Origin of the sequence: Corynebacterium propinquum DSM 44285 (genome assembly GCF_000375525.1) — a bacterium.
In the GTDB taxonomy this organism is placed as follows: Bacteria; Actinomycetota; Actinomycetes; order Mycobacteriales; family Mycobacteriaceae; genus Corynebacterium; species Corynebacterium propinquum.
On sequence record NZ_AQXC01000017.1, the window covers coordinates 1 to 17838 of the forward strand.

A 17838-nucleotide genomic window follows, 5' to 3' on the forward strand; every position below is an offset into this window, starting at 1 on the left:
TCGCTTGTTGGTTGGTGTTGCGTGTAAAGAAAATGATTGTTTGTTGTTTGCGTCCACTATGCAGTGTTTGACACACCATGCTGGTTTGTGTGGTTGACGGATGCGCATTTGTTTGTGTTGTCTGGTTGGTTGTGTCGGTGGTTTATAGCGGCAGGGAAACGCCCGGTCCCTTTCCGAACCCGGAAGCTAAGCCTGCGTCGCGCTGATGGTACTGCACTCGGGAGGGTGTGGGAGAGTAGGTTGCTGCCGACACTGTATAATTTCATGTTTGGGCCTGTTGGCCGTGGTTTCATTGTGTGCACCCAGGGTGGGTGTGTGGTGGTTACCGCGGTCGGCGGGCCCTTTCTTGTGTATCTAGAAATATCTAAACCGTGGGGAACTCGTGACGGATCGAGGAGGCAATGAAATGGAACCATTCCACCGTCACGAAGCTCTTTTTCACTACGATTGCCTGGCTAACAAGGCTGCCGCAGAAGTAATTAAAAGTTACTCGAGTAGCTTTCACGCAGCCACCTGCCTGTACCCGACGCAGATACGCCAAGATATTAGAAATATTTACGCGGTCGTCCGCATCGCCGACGAAATAGTCGACGGCACTGTGGACCAAGCCTTGCAGGGATCGCCGACTACAGCACTCGATAAATACGAGAAGCTGGTTTTAGAAGCACCGCAGCATCGCTTTCACACAGATCTGATCCTGCACGCCTACGCAAATACCGCACGGCGCTGCGAGTTAAGCAACGAGCACATGAAGGCGTTCTTTCGCTCAATGCGCATGGATCTCGGCAAAACGGACTACACGGGGCCCGAATTGGCTGATTATATCTACGGCTCGGCGGAAGTCATCGGCCTAATCTGCCTTGACATATTTTTCCAACAGTATCCGAAGCCCGATTCGGCAACGTGGCAACGGTTGCAAGACGGGGCCAAACGCCTCGGAGCTGGCTTCCAAAAAGCTAATTTTCTTCGCGACTACACCGATGATGTCACAATTCGCGGCCGCTATTATTACACAGAGCTAGCGACGGATTCGGCTAACGAAGCGTACGAGCGGATAATTCAAGAGATCTACTCTGACTTCGCCTTCGCGGAGGAAGTGTTGAAGTTTCTTCCTAACCGTGTGCAACCTGCCGTCCGCGCGGCCTTAAGGATTTATGACCAGCTGGCGCAACAATTAGCCGAAAACCCCGCGGCCGTATTGGGTAATTCCGCAGAACGTGCACGCTTGTCCGTACCGAAGCTGACTAAAGCAGGTGTGCTTACCCGATGTATTGCAGAATTCGGCTATGGTGCGATACACCAAAAACTGCAACAAAACCCGCGCAGAAAGCACAACCCATGAAACAACAGGCTCTGGTCATCGGTGCAGGCATCACAGGTCTTGCTAGTGCCGCGCTGCTTGCGCGCAGAGGGTTCGAGGTTACCGTGGTAGAAAAGAACCGGACCACCGGAGGCCGGATTGGAGAGATAACCGATGATGGCTTCCGCTTCGAAACCGGGCCATCGTGGTACCTCATGCCGGATGCATACGAGCAGTTCTTCCAGCTCATGGGCACAACTGTGGCAGAACAACTCGAACTACGCACCCTTGATCCCGCCTACCGGATGTACACCGGACCCAAAGAATATCTTGATATTCCCTTTGGCGCGGACAAGATCACAGCGCTTTTTGAATCCATAGAACCCGGCGCAGGTGCAAAGCTATCTCACTACCTTGAGTCTGCTCACTTGGTCTACACCATTGCGCTAGACCGGTTTTTGTACACGACGTTCGCATCACCGCGGCCTTTTATGACAACAACGGTTCTCGGAAAAGCGTGGAGCCTTGTTCGGTTTCTGTGTGAACCCCTCGAGCGTTTCGTCGACAAGCAGTTCCGGGACCACCGACTGCGAAAAATCCTGCAATACCCGGCAGTATTCTTGTCGACGCAGCCACGAACTGCACCCAGCATGTACCACCTGATGAGTCACACCGATTTGCAGCTAGGCGTGCAGTATCCCGCAGGTGGTTTTCGCGCGATCGTCGATGCTATCGAAAGCCTCGCACGGGAGCATGGGGTACGGATTGAATTCGGTGCAGAGGCAACAAAACTACATAGTTCCGGGGGAGCCGGTCGGGCAGCGCGTATCACAACAGTGAGCGTCGCCACCGATGATGGGACGAAGGTGTATCACCCGGACGTGGTGGTATCCACAGCGGATTTGCACCACACTGAGACTGCGTTGGTGCCGCGCGAATACCAGAGTTATCCAGAGACTTACTTTGCGAAAAAAGACCCGGGCATCGGCACGGTGCTGGTGATGCTGGGGGTCCGTGGGAAGCTGCCGCAGCTGGCTCACCACACTTTGCTGCTGTCGCGGCATTGGCAGAAGGATTTCGACAGCGTGTTCTCCGCATCGGGTGCGTTAGCAGCGGACAAAATGTCGTCGTCAATTTATCTGTGCACACCTTCTGCCACAGATGACACGGTCGCCCCCGCAGCCTGCGAAAATCTTTTTGTGCTTGTTCCCACGGCTGCCGACGTCGGCATCGGGCACGGTACTGGGTATCCGACCCACACAACCGACAGCCTCGAGAGTCTCCACAGCGTCGAGAACGGCGACAGCGTCGAGAACCTCGAGAACGTCGAAGGCTTTGCTGGAGATCGAGTAGGCCGCCATTGCCAACAAGAATCACCGGCCGTGACGGCCATCGTCGACAAGGCCCTGGATAGGATCGCGGAATATACCGGGATCAATGATCTATCCGAGCGCATCATCGTACGGCACACCTTAGGGCCTGCGGATTTTGCGGCGGATTTTCATGCGTGGCGCGGCGGTGCACTGGGGCCGGCGCACACACTGGTGCAGTCAGCGATGTTTCGCCCGCAGAATCGATCGGCAAAGCTCACGAACCTGTATTACGCCGGTGCGACAGTAACGCCAGGTGTAGGGGTGCCGATGTGCCTAATTTCTGCCGAAAACGTGCTCAAGCGCATCGACGGACGCACCGATTCACGCCCGATGCGTGCCGACGAAGTGCTCAACGGCAATAGCGGGCTAGCGTGATGATCAAACAACGGTGATCAAGCAGCGATGCTTAAACCACTAGGCAGTGCCCTCGAAAGTATCTGACACGGAAAGGGGAGTACGGAAGCTGCGGTGCGTTCCGCTCAGTGGATCTGTGAATGAGATTTCCCGGGCGATCAGGTGCATGGGCACCGCAAAATCTTCTTCGTCCTCCGTATATATCCGCGGATACACCGGATCTCCCAGAATCGGAACCCCTGCCGCCCACATGTGCAGGCGCAGTTGGTGAGTTTTTCCGGTGACGGGCGCGAGCCGGTAGTGCGCGAGTGGCGGTTGCCTGCCGTGGATTTTTTCCAACTCTGCTTGTTCTGCAGCGCTGCACTGAGTAATAGCTTCCAGGTGGGTAATCGCGTTGGGCTCGCCGTCGACGAAGCGGCCTTGCAGTTCACCGGGGTTTTTCTCCAGGCGCGAGCGCCAGGTAAGTCGGCCGTCGGCAAGCGATTGCACCAGGCGAGAATCATAGGGCGCGATGGCTTCGTACACTTTGGATACCTGCCGCTGGGCAAACAAAGTCTGATACGGCCCGCGCAGTTCTGGGCGGGTGGTAAATACCACCAATCCGGAGGTCAGGCGGTCCAGGCGGTGTGCAGGGGAGAGTTCCGGAATGCCGGTGAGGCGGCGCAGCTGCACGGTGGCAGTCTGCACAATGTGGCGGGCACGCGGCATCGTCGCCATGAATGGGGGCTTATGAACGACCAGCAGGTCATCGTCGCGGTGAATGATGGAAAGCCGGTAGGGGACCGTAATTTCTGGGGCTGGTGTTTTGTAGAAGAAGAGCTCGCAGTTTTCCGGCAACAGCTCGTCTGGGGAAAGCGGGGTACCGTTATGGCGTACCACCTCATTGTCACGAAAGCGCTGGTAGATTGCGTCCCAAGTATCATCGGGGTGGCGGTGACGCTGGGAAAAAATGACTTCAGCAACGGCATCGGCGGCCCTCATTCCGGTTGGAGGGGCACCTTGAATACGGATGCGCGTGGGGTTGAGACCATCTTTGATGGGCAACGGGGTGGACTTTCGGCGCATAACGTTTATTATATCGTTATGGATTTGAACGCATTCTTGGAACCAATTACCAACTTCTTCGCCTCTGAGCTGGGCGCCACCATCTCGCGGGTGCTCCACGGCATCTTCCAGTTCCTCTACCCAGCTAACTCCGAAGCCGCGCACAAGTAAAAGTTTTCTCCGCTACTCCCACGCCGTCGCTGGTGTAGCGGTCTACGGGGCCGCGGTTGTGCTGCGATGACAAGCACGAAGAGGCGTTGTGGGCACCTATGATTCGCGGCGAATCTGCGGACAGGCATAGTGATCGCGGCTATACTGGGTGGTGGAAGGGATATTTTCGCCGGATTTGCTCATATCAGGTTCGGTCAGAGGTATTCACCAGTTATGGCTGAAAACGACCTGGAGAAAGGGCGGTTGCAATGTCCAAAGAAGATATCATTGTTGTAGCAGTAGACGGATCCGACGCCTCCAACGAGGCAGTGCGTTGGGCTGCCAACACGGCAGCGAAACGCGAAATTCCCTTGCGTTTGGCTTCGAGTTACACGATGCCGCAGTTCTTGTATGCAGAGGGGATGGCTCCACCCAAGGAGCTTTACGACGAGCTGCAGGGAGAAACTTTAGACAAGATTGAAGCCGCGCGGAAGATCGCCCTTGAGGTGGCTCCGGATATTAAAATCGGCCACACTGTTGCCGAAGGCTCGCCAATCGACATGCTGCTAGAAATGTCCAACGACGTCACCATGATCGTGTTGGGTTCCCGCGGCTTGGGTGGCCTGTCCGGCATGGTAATGGGCTCCGTGTCTGCCGCCGTCGTTTCCCACTCCACCTGCCCGGTTGTGGTGGTGCGCGAAGATTCCGGAGTTACCGAATCGTCCAAGTACGGCCCCGTCGTCGTCGGTGTGGATGGTTCCGAGGTTTCCCAGAAAGCCACCGAATATGCTTTCGCGGAAGCGCATGCTCGTGGCTCCGAGCTGATTGCCGTGAATACCTGGATGGATATGCAGGTACAGGCATCGCTGGCTGGTTTGACGGCTGCGCAGAAAGAATGGGAACAAACCGAAAAAGAACAAAAGCAGATGATGGACGAGCGCCTGTCTGCTTTGGCTGAGAAGTACCCAGAAGTTCCAGTGAAAAAGATCGTGACCCGGGACCGCCCAGTGCGCGCGCTGGCAGAAAACGCGGAAAACGCGCAGTTGCTGGTCACTGGTTCACACGGACGCGGCGGTTTCAAGGGAATGCTGCTAGGTTCTACCTCCCGTGCACTGTTGCAATCTGCTCCGTGCCCAATGATGGTTGTTCGCCCAGAATCGGAGTAAAAAATGGAAACCCTTAGCCTAGGAATTATCGCCTGGATCATCATCGGTGGCCTGGCAGGATGGATTGCTGGGAAGATTAAAGATTCCAGCCAAGGTTTCTTCGGAAACATCATCGTCGGCATCGTCGGCGGTGTGCTTGGTGGATGGCTGCTCAGCATCATCGGATTTGATGTCGCCAGTGGTGGCTTCTGGTTCAGTTTGCTCACAGCAGTTCTGGGATCTGTGATCCTGCTGTCGCTTCTGAACGCGATCAAGAAATAACACTGCAGGCGCAGTAGATTTCGCCAGTCGGTTTTTACCGGCTGGCTTTTTTATTTTTATTGCCTGGGATTTGAATAGAAAAACTCTTCCTGGTGCGCGGTGACTGAACCGGGTGGTCTATATTGTATGTAGACCGACTAGTACAGATGCGTTGCGCGATCGCGCATGCGGCCGAGAACAGGAAGGAGCCGGAGTGAGCACCGCCAAGAAAAAGACGACGGCTAGCCGTCGCCAGAACCGCCCGAGTCCCCGCACTCGGTTGCTCAACTCTGCCACCAAACTTTTCGACACCGAAGGCATCCGGGTCATCGGTATTGACCGAATTCTGCGTGACGCAGACGTGGCCAAAGCCTCGCTGTATTCCTTATTTGGTTCCAAAGACGCTCTGGTTACCGCCTATATCGAGAAACTTGACGAAGACTTCCGCAACGACTGGCAACAGCGCACCGCGGAGATGACCAACGTGGAAGAAAAAATCTTGGCGTTTTTCGATAAAGCCATTGACGACGAACCAGAAAAAGACTTCCGCGGCTCGCACTTCCTTAACGCCGCCAACGAATACCCGAAGCCAGAGACGGACTCGGAACGGCAAATCATCTCTGCGTGCATGAACCACCGCAGCTGGGTACACGACACCATGACCGCGCTGTTGAACGAGAAAAACGGTTATCCGTCAGCGACTCAAGCCTCGCAGCTGTTGATCTTCCTGGACGGTGGGCTTGCCGGTGCGCGCTTGACCCGCAGTATCAACCCGCTGGTGACCGCGCGGGATTTAGCACGCCAGATGTTGGCAGCGCCTCCCGCGGATTATTCGATTTAATCGCGCTCGCTGTCGTGGCGACCGTCGGCGGGTTCGTCAGAGCGCGCAGCTTCCTCCGGTTCAGCCGCGCCGGATTCTTCCCCGGTACCCGCCTTTTTCGCAGCTTTTTCTGCTCGGCGCTGTCGTGAGATCTCTAGTCTTGCCTGTTGCTGTTTTTTCCGCAGTTCCTTTTTCTCAGCGCGCTCTTGTTCTGTTACACGCTGTTGTTCTTCCCGGGCAGCAGCGAGCTCCTTCGCATATTCCGGATCCTTTCGGGCCTGCTTATTCTCCCGCTTACGTTCGCGTTTGCGCTGTTTGCGGTCTTTTTTGCGCTGCCGGAACAACTGGTGGGATTCACGCCGGGCCTCGTGGTGTTCTTCGCGCAACGGATAACGCACACGCACCATTACGATGAACAGCAGCGACTGCACCAGTGTCCACAAGTTATTGATGAACCAATAGATGATAATCGCCCACGGGATCGGGACATTGAAGGCGACGAAAAACAGCATGACCGGTACAAAAACCGACATGATAATCATGAACTTGAACAACCGACGCGCGAGCGCATTGGACCACTCGGTGGTATAAAACGCGCGGAACGTACTGATTACCAGGTTGATCACGGTAAAAGCGATCGCCAGCAGCAGCGCTGGCATCATGCCGGAAATCACTTCATCGGTAGTGATTCCGAAGGCCTGCTCCAAGTCCGGACCCATCGAAGCGAATGCCGGAAGAGGAATTCCTAAAAACTCGGTATTGCGGAAATCGCTGACTTCCGCTGCCGTCAGCAACCCGATCGATTCTGCAGGGGCAATCCCCGCCCCAGCACCAGCAGCGTCTGCAATACCAGCAGCTGCACCGGCGTCGGCGGCAGCGTCGGCACCAACGTCCCCGGAACCACCCTCCAGTGGGTTCGCCATCAACAGCAGCAAACGATACAAACCGATGAAGACCGGAATCATGATCAGCGGAGGTATACACCCCATCGCTGGGCGGTAGCTGTATTCGTCGAAAAGCGCTTGCTTCTTCTTTTGGTAGTCGCGTATTTCGTCGGTATCGGTAACTTCTGCGTATTCCTTATCGAGCGCCTGCATCCGGGGACGAATCAATGCACCGATGCGCCCCGATCGTGCCGAATACCAGGTCAGCGGTGCAATGAGCCCGCGGACAGTGACGATGAGAAACGGGATGGAGATCAGCCACGACACGGAATCTTCCAGCCCGAAGACATTCTGAAAAAGCAGATGCCAGAGTTTCATCACCGCCGAAACGGGATACATGAACATGTCATATAAAGTTTCCATAGAAAGAGCGCGCTTCCTTCCGACGAGGATCGTTGCGGCCCGGGTATCGGGCAGAAAATACCGGCCGCTTAAAGTCTAGCCGCCCTGGTGCACTGGGTAAGCTGTGGGCATGAGCAGCCAGGATCTTGTTGCGAAAAACGGTGCTATTAACGGTGCTATTAACGGTGGAGCCAACGCCGAGGCCGAAGCAGAGGCCGCGATTGCCGACGTGGTCGCGGACCGGGATGTGCTGGGCGACGGCATCCACGTGCTCACCGCCGTGCTGTTGGTCGTCGGCGTGATCGGTTCTTTACGCATGCCGTGGGCCGAAGCCAGCCTGAACCTGGTGTTGTACACAGCGTTTGCCGCGATTTATTTTGCTGGTTCGGTGTATTTGGACGAAAAGGAAGAAACCGTCCAGCTGTTTTGGCTTTTCGGGCTGTTGGCAGTGTGGATGGGCATCATGTTCGTCACCCCGATGGGGGCCTACCTGGCGTTTACGATTTTCTTTTTGTTCCTGCGGGTGTTGGACGGGGTACGCGGAATCGTCTCGGTCATGTTTGCCACCAGCATCACGGTGATCATGCAAATACCGTCGGGGCTGACCCTGGGCGGCATCATGGGGCCGACGGTCTCGGCGATTGTTACCGTCGCGATTCATTTTGCTTTTACGACGCTGTCCCACATCAGTCGGCAACGCGCCCAGCTGATCCACGAGTTAATGGAAACCCGTGAGCAACTGGCGGAATCCGAACGTGAAGCCGGTATTAATGCGGAACGCCAGCGCATCGCCCACGAAATTCACGACACCCTGGCACAGGGGCTGTCGTCCATTCAGATGCTGCTGCACGCGGCGGACCGGGGTTTAGATCGCATCGACGCCGCGCAGGAGGGTGATCAGGCGGTGGATACTGCTCAGCCGCGCCACCACATTGAACTTGCGCGCACCGTGGCCGCTGATAATCTGCAGGAAGCCCGGGCTATGATCGCCGCGCTGCAGCCGGCCACGCTGGCCGAGACTTCCCTGCAGCAGGCTTTGGAGCGCGTCGCGCAGAACTGGGCGGATACCAGCGAGATCACCATCGACGTCGAGGTTGATGGCACTGCGCGGCAGCTGCCGATGAAAACCGAGGCCGCGCTGTTGCGTATCGCACAGGGGGCAACCGGCAACGTCGTCAAGCATGCCGGGGCCAGCCGGGCTCGCATTACGCTGACGTACGACGAGGAGGTGGTGCGTTTGGACGTGGTGGATAATGGTGCTGGTTTTGATCTTGCCGACGTCGACAAGCGCCCCAGCGGGTTGGGGCATGTGGGCTTGGCGGCGATGCGGCAGCGGGCTGCCGAGCAAGGCGGGCAGATGGAAATTGAAACCGAACCCGGCCGGGGTACTGCGGTGTCGGTGACGATGCCGTGTGCGGATTAGCCGGGGAGTAAGATAAAGCTAAGTAGCCGTCAGAAAAGGGGTAGTTGTCCACCATGATCAGAGTCTTGCTGGCAGACGACCACGAGATCGTGCGTCTAGGGTTGCGCGCCATTTTGGATGATGCGGAAGATATTGAGGTCGTCGGCGAGGTTGCCACTGCCGAGGCCGCGATTTCTGCCGCGCACGCTGGTGGCATTGACGTGCTGTTGATGGATCTGCGCTTTGGCGCCGGCGCGGAAGGCCACCGGGTTACCGGCGGGGCTGAGGCCACGCGCATGATTAAAACCTCGGTGCCGCACCCACCGAAGGTGCTGGTAGTGACGAATTATGACACGGATGCGGATATCCTCGGCGCGATTGAAGCCGGGGCAGTGGGCTACCTGTTGAAGGATTCCCCTCCGGCGGAGTTGTTGGCGGCGGTGCGTTCGGCTGCAGAGGGCGATTCTGCGCTGTCGCCGGTGGTCGCGGATCGTTTGATGACGCGTGTGCGCACCCCGCGCAGCTCGCTGACCCCGCGTGAGCTGGAGGTGTTGAAGCTGGTGGCCTCGGGTTCGTCGAACCGTGACATCGGCACCGAACTGATGTTGTCGGAAGCCACTGTGAAGTCACACCTGGTGCACATCTACGACAAACTGGGTGTGCGCTCCCGGACCTCGGCGGTAGCCGCTGCCCGCGAGCAGGGAGTGCTCTAACAGCTTTTAACGGCGCGCGTTATCCTTCAGCGATATTGCGCTGAATATCCTCGGTGATTAAGTCAATATCGTTGCTGACGCTGCGGTGCGCGCGACGACGCTGCTGGTCGGTCATGAACTCTGCATTGTCGACGGCTGCTTTCAGCTCGTCCAAGCGCTCGTTAATATCGCGCTTGTATCCTGGCTTCACGCTGGTGTCCTGCAGCGAATTGCGGATTCCCTGGATACGCGCCTTCAAATCCGCACCGTGCCCGCTAAACTGCGCCATCTGTTCCGGGGTGACGCCAGAGCGCTGTGCGGTGCGTTTGCTGAACTGATCCTGAGCAGCAGTAATACCACGGTAAATTAACGGCAGCGCCAGCGGCAGCAGCACACGGGAAGCGCCGGCGAAACGCTTGACGTTATCGGCGTTGAATTTGCCGGTCTGCAGCTTTTCCAGCTCAGCTTTCGCCATTTTTTCTTGGTGCTTGCGCTTGGACTTCAACGCCTTGTTTTCGTCTTTAATAATTGCGCGTTTTTGCTTCGCCAGCAGCTTTTCGCGGCGTGCGCGTGCCTTCGAATCAGCTTTGATCTCTGCTTTCGCCCGGGCCTTGGCGGCTTTGACGGCGGCTTTGGCATCGCTACGGCGCTTACGGAGTGACTTCATCAAGCCCATGGTGTGCTCACCTTTGCTGAAAATTGCGTATTTTTACCTGTTGCTGATTCAACAATACCTGGTGGTCTCGACTAGGCTGACCACCTGTGATCGGCCGTCGGGATTTTGTGGAAGCGCATGACCTCGTCGGCTGCCATTATCGCCTGGTGCAAGCCCGCCATTACCCCGAGGCCCCGGCGACGGAATCTTCGCAAGAACGTGCGTTGCGCAGCGCCGATGCCCGGGCAGAGGTGGCTGCTTTATTGCCGGTAGCCCCCGCGCTTGGCGACGGCCGCCGCCGGAATTTCCGGCGAATAGATTTAGGTCCGCTGCCCGCCGGTGATGCTGCGGCGGTCGAACGCCGGGAATTCGATACCTTAGAAGCACTCGCGTGGCAGCCGGATTTGGTAACCGGCGCGGTGCTGGCGGGAACCACAGGCAATCGTGAAAATGGGCACGCGCCTGTGGACTGGAAAGTCTCCGTCGACGCTCTGGTGCGCACCGGGGACAACGCGTACCTGCCGGTGATGGTCAGCAACCACCGCGTGGCACGAGAAAAAGCCGGTGGCGCGGTAGCCGTTCTTCCCACCCACCGCGCCGGGTTGGGCCAACCCATCACCGAGCAATTTGCCTTGCGCCAGCATTCCGTTGACGGTTACCGGTTGGGCCTGGCAGCACGAGCGCTTGCAGAACTCGGACTGGCTACCGGGCGTGGTGGTTTGATCGGGCAGGACCGTCGCCGGATTTTCCTGATGGATACCCAACGGTTTCAGCACGGGTTGTCGAATGCGCTTGCTGCTGTGCAGCCGGAGGCATTACCGCAGGCTCCGCGGCGTCGAAAAGAGTGCGCGACCTGCCGGTTTTGGGTCTATTGTGAACAAGAATTGCAAGGCACCGACGATATCAGCCTGTTTTTATCCGGTGATCGGGCTGATCACCTGCGCGAACGCGGGATCACTACCGTGGAGGCGCTGCGCCGGGCTGATCCCGCTGTGGCCGGTGATTATGCCCAATTGGCGGATGCGTGGCGGCGTGGAATTGCCTTTTTAGCCCGCAGGCCAGCAGAAGAAATGCGGATCCCGCGTGCCGACGTCGAGCTGGACATCGACATGGAAGCCTACCTCGACCAAGGCGCGTACTTGTGGGGCGTGTGGGATGGCGCGGAGTACCACCCGTTTGTCACCTGGGACGAGCTCGGCGGGGCGGCAGAAGCGCGTAATTTTGCGAGGTTCTGGGACTATGTGTGTCGGCGGCGTCGGCAAGCGGAATCGGCGGGTTTTAGCTTTCGGGCATATTGCTACTCTGCGCACGGGGAAAACCATTGGATGCGCATGTCAGCGCGACGTTTTGCAGGCCAGCCAGGTATTCCGAGCATGGAAGAGGTCAGCGCGTTTATTGTCTCCGAGCAGTGGGTGGATGTGTTCCGTTATGCCAAGCAGTTTTTGGCTGATACCGCGGGCATGGGGCTGAAACAGGTGGCGGCGACGGCTGGGCATCGTTGGCCAGATGAGGATGTGGATGGTGAGCAGTCGGTGAATGCGCGCCGCAAAGCCGTGGGTGATGGGCCGGAGGCAGAGTGCTGCCGGGAGCAGCTTTTGGGTTATAACCAGGGTGATTGCCAGGCCACGCGGGTGGTGCGGGATTGGTTGTGTGCGGGTGCGCCGGGCGTGCCACGGATGCGGGGTGTTGGCTAATCAGCGCTCTGTGTTTCCTTGGTGTGCGCGAAAATCCCGAGCGCCAGCATCGCACCGGCCAACAGCGCAAGCGTGCCGACGAAGCCCCACCACGGCAGGGCGGTAAAAATCAAGCCGCCCAGCGCGCCGACCACCGACGAGCCCAGGTAGTAGCACAGCACGTACATGCTGGATGCCTCGGCGCGGTTGTGCTCTGCGATGGCGCCCACCCAGCCAGAAGCGATGGAATGGGCGGCGAAGAAGGACGCGGTGAAAATTAACAAGCCGGTCAGGGTAAGCCACAGCCACGGGGTGGCGGTAAGCAGCAGCCCGATGATGAATGCGCTGGTGGAAAAGACCAGCACCGTGCCGCGGGAGAATCTTTCCGCCAGTACACCTGCCCGGGCAGCGGAATAAGTGCCGCTGAGGTAAGCCAAAAATGCTAGTGCGACGATGCCGGGGGACAGCTCGAAATAGTCGATCAGGCGGAAAGCCAGGAAGTTATACAAAGAAACGAACACGCCCATGGCGACAAAAGCAATGAGAAACATGGCTGCCAGCGATGGGGTTTTCCAGTGCATGACCATGGATTCGTATTCGGTGCGAAACCGCAGGGCTTTCGGCTGGAAGAACTGCTGGCGCGGCAGAGTGAGCGCCACGATGATGGCAAAGCCGAGAGCTAGGAGGGATGCGCACAGGATTGCTACGCGCCAGTCGGTGACTTCCAGCAACATCGACGGGATGAGGCGGCCGGTGAGTCCACCGACGGAATTGCCAGCGACGTAGACGCCCATGGCGCGGGCCAGGAAGCGGTGGTCGAGTTCTTCAGCCAGCCATGCCATGGCCACCGCGGGTGTACCAGCGATGAAAGCACCGTGTAGCAAACGCAAGGCAATGAGCTGGTGGATGGTGTGCGCGAGCGGAAGCGTCAGCCCGATGAGCGAGGCCGCGATGGCGGAGATGATCAGCACCCGGTTGCGGCCAAAGTGCTCCGAGAGGATCGAGGCCGGAACCACGCAGATTGCCAACATTCCCGTGGCGACGGAGACTGTCAGCGCTGCGACGGTTGGTGTGGTGTCGAAGGCGTCGACAAGCGCAGGCAGCATAGCCTGGGTGACATACAGCCCGTTGAATACGGCCAGCCCCGCTGCCAGGACCGCGACAGTGGCTAACCGGTAGTTACGTTCTCCCCGTTGTAGGCCGCGTGCGGGTACTGTTTGTGCCATGCATTACATGGTGCCACGTTTTTCACTGCGTGGTGCTGGTTTGCCGATCCTAGGTTAGGAGGGGAGTAAATATGCTGAAACCCCTGGAAAACATCACAATTTTTTCGGTCCTTGTGGCCCTCGCGCTCTATGTATTTATTAGCATTATTGCTGCCTCGGATGAGGGCTTTCCGTTTCTTGTTGGCGCATTATTTCTTCTGGCCACCGCTATCGCGGTTGTGCTTAGCGGGATAAATATTTCGCTCTGGAGCCATAAGCGAGCGCGGTATTCTACATCCACAATAGGAAAAATCGGTGCGTGGATAATTACCGCCGGAATTGTTATTGCAGTTGCTGCCGTTATTACTCAGCTGTTTCGTGCCGGTGGTTTTTGGGAACCGCTGTTTAGTGAGCTTTTATGGGTAATAACTGCAGCCACCGGACTACTGTGGCTGGGGTTTATTCTTCTTATGGTTTCCGGGAGGACTCGCTAAGCCAGAACGGTTGCCCGCGAGGTAAAAAAACTCCGAAGAGATAAAAACCGCCACTAAAAACTGCCACGAAAAAACGCCGTGTCCGGCACGTAAAATGTGCGGACACGGCGTTCATGCAAGCCGCAGCGATGGTGCGGCGGAAGGTTTACTTCTTCGCTGCTGCGAAACGCTCTGCAACGTCGTCCCAGTTGAAGACGTTCCAGACAGCCTTGACGTAATCAGGCTTGACGTTCTTGTACTGCAGGTAGAAAGCGTGCTCCCACATATCCAGCATCAGCAGTGGGGTGAAGTTCACGGAGGTGTTGCCCTGCTGGTCGGTCAGCTGCTCAACGAGCAGGCGGCCAGCAATGTGGTCGTAACCCAGCACGGCCCAGCCGGAACCCTGCAGGCCGAGTGCTGCTGCGGAGAAGTGCGCCTTGAACTTCTCGAAGGAACCAAAGTCGCGGTCGATAGCCTCCGCGAGCTCACCGGTTGGCTCGCCGCCACCGTTAGGGCTCAGGTTCTTCCAGAAGATGGAGTGGTTGGTGTGGCCACCCAGGTTGAAAGCCAAGTTCTTGGACAGCGCACGGATACGGTCTGGGTTGGCTTCGCCGTTGCGCTCTTCTTCCAGAGCATCCAAAGCTGCGTTAGCACCCTGCACGTAAGTGTTGTGGTGCTTGGAGTGGTGCAGCTCCATGATTTCGCCGGAGATGTGTGGCTCCAAAGCGTTGTAGTCATATTCGAGTTCTGGGAGTTCGTAAACAGCCATTATCGCTAAATCCTTTCGTTGGGTACATCGCCCATAATAGGCACGTATAAGAATTTCGCAACATTTTTATGACATAAAACTATTCACGCGACGCCAAGCATCAAAGGATGCTCTTATGAACAAATACACAGCTGCACGCGAGCTCCGTTCACAGCTTTCCGCGAGCTTGGCCCGCGTAGAATATCGGCATGTGGATGTTTGGAAAGAACCCAGAACTCGTCGCTGAAGAAGACGCCCTGCATGGCGGAAAGCACCCGGTCCTAGAAAACCCAAGCCCGCACGCCGTGTTGGGTACGCCCATTACCGGCATTTGGGAAGAAGGCCAGGCCAGCCTGATTGTGGGCTTGGGCTGTTTCTGGGGCGTCGAAAAGCTCTACTGGAACCTGGATGGCGTGCTTTCTACCTCGGTTGGTTATGCCGGTGGCGTGACGCCGAACCCGACGTACCGCGAAGTCTGCACAGGGCGCACCAATCACGTGGAGGTTGTGCGCGTGGTTTATGACCCGTCGCGGGTGTCCTTGGAGGATCTGGTGCGCGTCGGGCTCGAAGCACACGATCCGACCCAGGGCTATCGCCAGGGCAACGACGTGGGCACGCAGTACCGCTCGGCGTTTTATACCGAAGGCCCGAACGCGGCGGAAGAAAAACAGACCGTCGACAAGCTTGTCGACGCCTACGGTAAGAAATTGCAGGCCAACGGCTACGGTGAAGTCACCACGGAGATCGCTACGCTGGCCGAGACCCCGGCGGGCGAATACTATTTGGCTGAGGACGAGCACCAGCAGTACCTGGAGAAAAACCCACAGGGCTATTGCCCGCACCACGGCACGGGCATTGCCTGCAGCATCTAGAGTTGTTCGCGCACACTAGCGCAGGCGCAGATACTATGTTGACTGGCTGTCATATCGTCGCCCACCGTGGCTATTCCGGGAAGTATCCGGAAAATTCGCCGGAGGCGTTTCAGCAAGCCCTGCAACTGCCCATCCATGGCCTGGAATGTGATATTCGGGTCAGCCGCGATGGGCAGGCGGTGGTGATTCATGATCCCAGTGTGGACCGCACCAGCAATGGCACTGGCATGGTCGCACGCATGACGTGGCCCGAGCTGCAGCGGCTGAATATCGGTACGGAAAAGGCGCCGCAACAACTCATGCTTGTCGACGATTTGTTGCGCCTGCTGGATGGCCATCCGCACCACCTGTATATCGAGACCAAACCGCTGGTGCGGCAGGGGGCTGCGCTGGAAAAAGCTCTGGCGCGGGCGTTGCACCGTACCGGGATGGTTGCGGACCCTCGCGTGCACATTATTTCTTTCTCGCATGCCTCGCTGCGCAGGCTCGCGAGTCTCGTGCCGCAGGTGGACCGGATTTATTTGCGCCGCGGTTGGGAACGCCGGTGGAACAGCCGCGATGTGATGCTGTCACGCCCGCATGCGCTGGGGCTTTCTCTGGACCACGGCAAAGCCAACCCGGCTGCGATTGGTGTGGGAGGCCGTCGGACGTACATGTGGACCGTCGATAAGCCAGAAGATATGCGCTGGGCGCGCGATCACGGGGTGAACCTCTTGGCGACGAATTGGCCGGAGCGTGCACTCGAGGTGGTTGGCGACCAGTAAACTGGCGCGCATGGCGAAGAAGAAAAAGAAGCAAGAAGACCTCCCCGAGGGAATGTCGCGTCGGCAAGCAAAACTTGCAGCCCGGGCTGCGGAACGTGCCAAGCTGGAAAAGGACCCACGCCCTTTCGCTGGGTTTGCGTGCGAAGCCGAACTAATTGCACTGCAAGAATTTGTGCCCTCCGGTTACGCGAAAGTGGATATCGCAGGCATCGACCGCACCGTGTGGCTGTGTAGTGTTTTGCCGGGAGCATCCGCAGCGATGATCCGCGATGAGCAATACGGCGGAGATGCCTTCGTCGCACTGCAGGTGCAAGCCCACGGCGTGAACCCGCACCATGACCTTGCCTACGCCCTGAACTGGGTGAAAGAGCACTCGGCTGGCGAATCGCTGGTGTCCACGGCAGCCGACGGCAACCAGCCGGAACTCACGGAACTACTGCCGCACGACACCACGCTGGATATCCAGCTCGAGCAAGACTTTTCCTGGTGGATGCCAGAAGGCGCGCCCATGCCGGAGCAGGTTGCGCAGTCGATGCAGATGGCCAACGATTCCGTCATTGAAACCCACGCGATCGATGCCGACGCGCCGGGTGCTTTGTGGTGGTCGGATACCGGCAGCGGTAAGGCGCACATCCGCTGGGTACGCCCGGTGGACAACGAAAACGATTTCCTCAACGCCTTGGCACGCGTGGCCGCTCGCGGTGACTTGCACGTGGGTGAAGACACCAAGTTTGCTGGCGTGTTCCGCACCCACGGCGTGATTGCCCCGGTTTTCGATGTCACCCCGGAGCCAGCCGCGGATTCCTACCGCGAGCAGCTGGAGCGCGTGAACCAGGCTTTGGAAGAAGAAATTTCCAACGATGCGCAGCTTTCTGCCGACGAGCGTAAGCAGCTGCAAAACATTAAATCGCGGCAGGTCACCATCCGCTAGTGCAGGAAAGCCTGTATGGGGGCGCAACTGCGCGCAAACTTGGATAATTTTGTTTGTGCACGGTTGCTGCCCGCGGGGTTCTATTTTTTGTGTATTGCAGTACTCCCAGCGTCACGAAGCACTTGGTGATCGCTGCTTTTTATAGCTCAACCACTGATTTTGGGAATTCATCGTTAACACTCCTTATCAAAGTTGATAGTGTCTTCGACCGCTGCCGGAGGGTGTCTGATGGTTTGTGTGTGGGAATCCATCCCGCATAAGGAGATAAGCCAGAATGACTACTGTGGCACGACGAGACCCGGCTGATAAAGCCAAGATTGATGCGATTGAAAAGAAGCTGCTTGCTAACCCTGAAATCGCGAAGCTGATTGATGACCTAGGCACGTCGACAACGGACGCTAATGACCTGGTTAGAGGTATGCTGCAAGCCTCGATTGACTCTAGGGTTTGAATGCTGAGATGGATGCCCACCTCGGCTATCAATCCGGTGATCGGGAAGCTAAAACTGCTACTGGGACTGATAATCACCGCAACGGCACCTACCCGAAGACTGTTGATTCCAACTACGGGCCGGTTACCGTAGAAATCCCCCGGGACAGAGCCGGGACGTTTATCCCGACCATGGTTCCCAAGGGCTCGAGGCGTTTAACGGATGTCGAGTGAGATGATCATCAGCTTGTATGCCGGTGG

General features: G+C 57.5%; 18 protein-coding genes, 1 rRNA gene and 1 pseudogene. 15 read left to right on the forward strand and 5 right to left on the reverse strand.

Annotated features, from left to right (window positions below; genetic code table 11):
- Positions 1-133: 133 nt before the first annotated feature.
- From rrf to crtI, 3 genes are all read left to right on the forward strand, one after another.
- A 5S ribosomal RNA gene (gene rrf / locus B142_RS0111105) occupies positions 134-252 on the forward strand.
- A 154-nt stretch (positions 253-406) separates the two neighbouring features.
- Positions 407-1342, forward strand: coding sequence for a phytoene/squalene synthase family protein (locus B142_RS0111110; protein WP_018121623.1), 936 nt, complete (start codon positions 407-409; stop codon positions 1340-1342).
- Positions 1339-3048 carry a phytoene desaturase family protein gene (crtI, locus tag B142_RS12735; RefSeq protein WP_018121624.1) on the forward strand — a complete coding sequence of 570 codons (1710 nt, stop codon included), beginning with the start codon at positions 1339-1341 and terminating at the stop codon, positions 3046-3048. Before B142_RS0111110 ends, crtI begins: the two co-directional genes overlap by 4 nt.
- Before the next feature lie 39 nt (positions 3049-3087).
- Here crtI and B142_RS0111120 read toward each other — a convergent pair whose 3' ends face one another.
- A complete protein-coding gene (locus B142_RS0111120) occupies positions 3088-4092 on the reverse strand; it encodes a pseudouridine synthase (protein WP_081604998.1) in 1005 nt (334 codons plus the stop codon).
- Positions 4093-4110: 18 nt separating this feature from the next.
- Between B142_RS0111120 and B142_RS14205 the strand changes: the two genes are divergently transcribed.
- From B142_RS14205 to B142_RS0111140, 4 genes are all read left to right on the forward strand, one after another.
- Positions 4111-4242, forward strand: a complete 132-nt coding sequence (locus tag B142_RS14205; protein WP_260850111.1) for a hypothetical protein — start codon at positions 4111-4113, stop codon at positions 4240-4242.
- Positions 4243-4490: 248 nt separating this feature from the next.
- A complete protein-coding gene (locus B142_RS0111130; protein ID WP_018121627.1) occupies positions 4491-5387 on the forward strand; it encodes a universal stress protein in 897 nt (298 codons plus the stop codon).
- Between the two features lie 3 nt (positions 5388-5390).
- Entirely contained in the window at positions 5391-5648 is a 258-nt protein-coding gene (locus B142_RS0111135) for a GlsB/YeaQ/YmgE family stress response membrane protein (protein ID WP_018121628.1), read from the forward strand.
- Between the two features lie 193 nt (positions 5649-5841).
- Positions 5842-6468: a TetR/AcrR family transcriptional regulator gene (locus B142_RS0111140; RefSeq protein ID WP_018121629.1), complete on the forward strand. Its 627-nt coding sequence runs from the start codon at positions 5842-5844 to the stop codon at positions 6466-6468.
- Here the strand turns inward: B142_RS0111140 and yidC are convergent.
- Positions 6465-7754, reverse strand: coding sequence for a membrane protein insertase YidC (gene yidC / locus B142_RS12740; protein WP_018121630.1), 1290 nt, complete (start codon positions 7752-7754; stop codon positions 6465-6467). The two genes, B142_RS0111140 and yidC, sit on opposite strands and share 4 nt — an antisense overlap.
- 109 nt (positions 7755-7863) lie before the next feature.
- On the opposite strand from yidC, the gene B142_RS0111150 reads away from it, so the two are divergent.
- On the forward strand, positions 7864-9156 hold the full coding sequence (locus B142_RS0111150; RefSeq protein WP_018121631.1) for a sensor histidine kinase: 1293 nt from the start codon (positions 7864-7866) through the stop codon (positions 9154-9156).
- Between the two features lie 53 nt (positions 9157-9209).
- Positions 9210-9848: a LuxR C-terminal-related transcriptional regulator gene (locus B142_RS0111155; RefSeq protein WP_018121632.1), complete on the forward strand. Its 639-nt coding sequence runs from the start codon at positions 9210-9212 to the stop codon at positions 9846-9848.
- A 19-nt stretch (positions 9849-9867) separates the two neighbouring features.
- On the opposite strand, the gene B142_RS0111160 is transcribed toward B142_RS0111155, so the two are convergent.
- The gene (locus B142_RS0111160) at positions 9868-10503 is read right to left on the reverse strand and encodes a DUF6474 family protein (RefSeq protein WP_018121633.1); all 636 of its coding nucleotides are present in this window, start codon (positions 10501-10503) and stop codon (positions 9868-9870) included.
- An 86-nt stretch (positions 10504-10589) separates the two neighbouring features.
- Between B142_RS0111160 and B142_RS0111165 the strand changes: the two genes are divergently transcribed.
- Complete coding sequence (locus B142_RS0111165) at positions 10590-12176, forward strand: TM0106 family RecB-like putative nuclease (RefSeq protein ID WP_018121634.1); 1587 nt, start codon at positions 10590-10592, stop codon at positions 12174-12176.
- On the opposite strand, the gene B142_RS0111170 is transcribed toward B142_RS0111165, so the two are convergent.
- Entirely contained in the window at positions 12173-13381 is a 1209-nt protein-coding gene (locus B142_RS0111170; protein WP_018121635.1) for an MFS transporter, read from the reverse strand. The two genes, B142_RS0111165 and B142_RS0111170, sit on opposite strands and share 4 nt — an antisense overlap.
- A gap of 71 nt (positions 13382-13452) precedes the next feature.
- On the opposite strand from B142_RS0111170, the gene B142_RS0111175 reads away from it, so the two are divergent.
- Positions 13453-13854 carry a hypothetical protein gene (locus B142_RS0111175; RefSeq protein ID WP_018121636.1) on the forward strand — a complete coding sequence of 134 codons (402 nt, stop codon included), beginning with the start codon at positions 13453-13455 and terminating at the stop codon, positions 13852-13854.
- A gap of 145 nt (positions 13855-13999) precedes the next feature.
- On the opposite strand, the gene B142_RS0111180 is transcribed toward B142_RS0111175, so the two are convergent.
- The gene (locus B142_RS0111180; protein ID WP_018121637.1) at positions 14000-14602 is read right to left on the reverse strand and encodes a superoxide dismutase; all 603 of its coding nucleotides are present in this window, start codon (positions 14600-14602) and stop codon (positions 14000-14002) included.
- A gap of 188 nt (positions 14603-14790) precedes the next feature.
- On the opposite strand from B142_RS0111180, the gene msrA reads away from it, so the two are divergent.
- The 4 genes and pseudogenes from msrA to B142_RS13390 all read left to right on the forward strand — a co-directional run.
- Positions 14791-15453, forward strand: coding sequence for a peptide-methionine (S)-S-oxide reductase MsrA (gene msrA, locus B142_RS0111185; RefSeq protein WP_018121638.1), 663 nt, complete (start codon positions 14791-14793; stop codon positions 15451-15453).
- 35 nt (positions 15454-15488) lie between these two features.
- Positions 15489-16217, forward strand: a complete 729-nt coding sequence (locus B142_RS0111190) for a glycerophosphodiester phosphodiesterase family protein (protein ID WP_018121639.1) — start codon at positions 15489-15491, stop codon at positions 16215-16217.
- Positions 16218-16227: 10 nt separating this feature from the next.
- Positions 16228-17148, forward strand: coding sequence for a DUF5926 family protein (locus B142_RS0111195; protein ID WP_018121640.1), 921 nt, complete (start codon positions 16228-16230; stop codon positions 17146-17148).
- 274 nt (positions 17149-17422) lie between these two features.
- A pseudogene (locus B142_RS13390) lies at positions 17423-17838 on the forward strand (transposase); the annotation flags it as partial.

Bases quoted from the DNA above. Each gene is read 5' to 3' on its own strand.
- B142_RS0111130 (WP_018121627.1), top strand. From the start codon at position 4,491: ATGTCCAAAGAAGATATCATTGTTGTAGCAGTAGACGGATCCGACGCC.
- B142_RS0111110 (WP_018121623.1), top strand. From the start codon at position 407: ATGGAACCATTCCACCGTCACGAAGCTCTTTTTCACTACGATTGCCTG.
- yidC (WP_018121630.1), bottom strand. From the start codon at position 7,754: ATGGAAACTTTATATGACATGTTCATGTATCCCGTTTCGGCGGTGATG.
- B142_RS0111150 (WP_018121631.1), top strand. From the start codon at position 7,864: ATGAGCAGCCAGGATCTTGTTGCGAAAAACGGTGCTATTAACGGTGCT.
- B142_RS0111160 (WP_018121633.1), bottom strand. From the start codon at position 10,503: ATGGGCTTGATGAAGTCACTCCGTAAGCGCCGTAGCGATGCCAAAGCC.
- B142_RS0111170 (WP_018121635.1), bottom strand. From the start codon at position 13,381: ATGGCACAAACAGTACCCGCACGCGGCCTACAACGGGGAGAACGTAAC.
- B142_RS14205 (WP_260850111.1), top strand. From the start codon at position 4,111: ATGGATTTGAACGCATTCTTGGAACCAATTACCAACTTCTTCGCCTCT.
- B142_RS0111155 (WP_018121632.1), top strand. From the start codon at position 9,210: ATGATCAGAGTCTTGCTGGCAGACGACCACGAGATCGTGCGTCTAGGG.
- B142_RS0111180 (WP_018121637.1), bottom strand. From the start codon at position 14,602: ATGGCTGTTTACGAACTCCCAGAACTCGAATATGACTACAACGCTTTG.
- msrA (WP_018121638.1), top strand. From the start codon at position 14,791: ATGTGGATGTTTGGAAAGAACCCAGAACTCGTCGCTGAAGAAGACGCC.
- B142_RS0111195 (WP_018121640.1), top strand. From the start codon at position 16,228: ATGGCGAAGAAGAAAAAGAAGCAAGAAGACCTCCCCGAGGGAATGTCG.
- crtI (WP_018121624.1), top strand. From the start codon at position 1,339: ATGAAACAACAGGCTCTGGTCATCGGTGCAGGCATCACAGGTCTTGCT.
- B142_RS0111120 (WP_081604998.1), bottom strand. From the start codon at position 4,092: ATGCGCCGAAAGTCCACCCCGTTGCCCATCAAAGATGGTCTCAACCCC.
- B142_RS0111190 (WP_018121639.1), top strand. From the start codon at position 15,489: ATGTTGACTGGCTGTCATATCGTCGCCCACCGTGGCTATTCCGGGAAG.
- B142_RS0111135 (WP_018121628.1), top strand. From the start codon at position 5,391: ATGGAAACCCTTAGCCTAGGAATTATCGCCTGGATCATCATCGGTGGC.
- B142_RS0111175 (WP_018121636.1), top strand. From the start codon at position 13,453: ATGCTGAAACCCCTGGAAAACATCACAATTTTTTCGGTCCTTGTGGCC.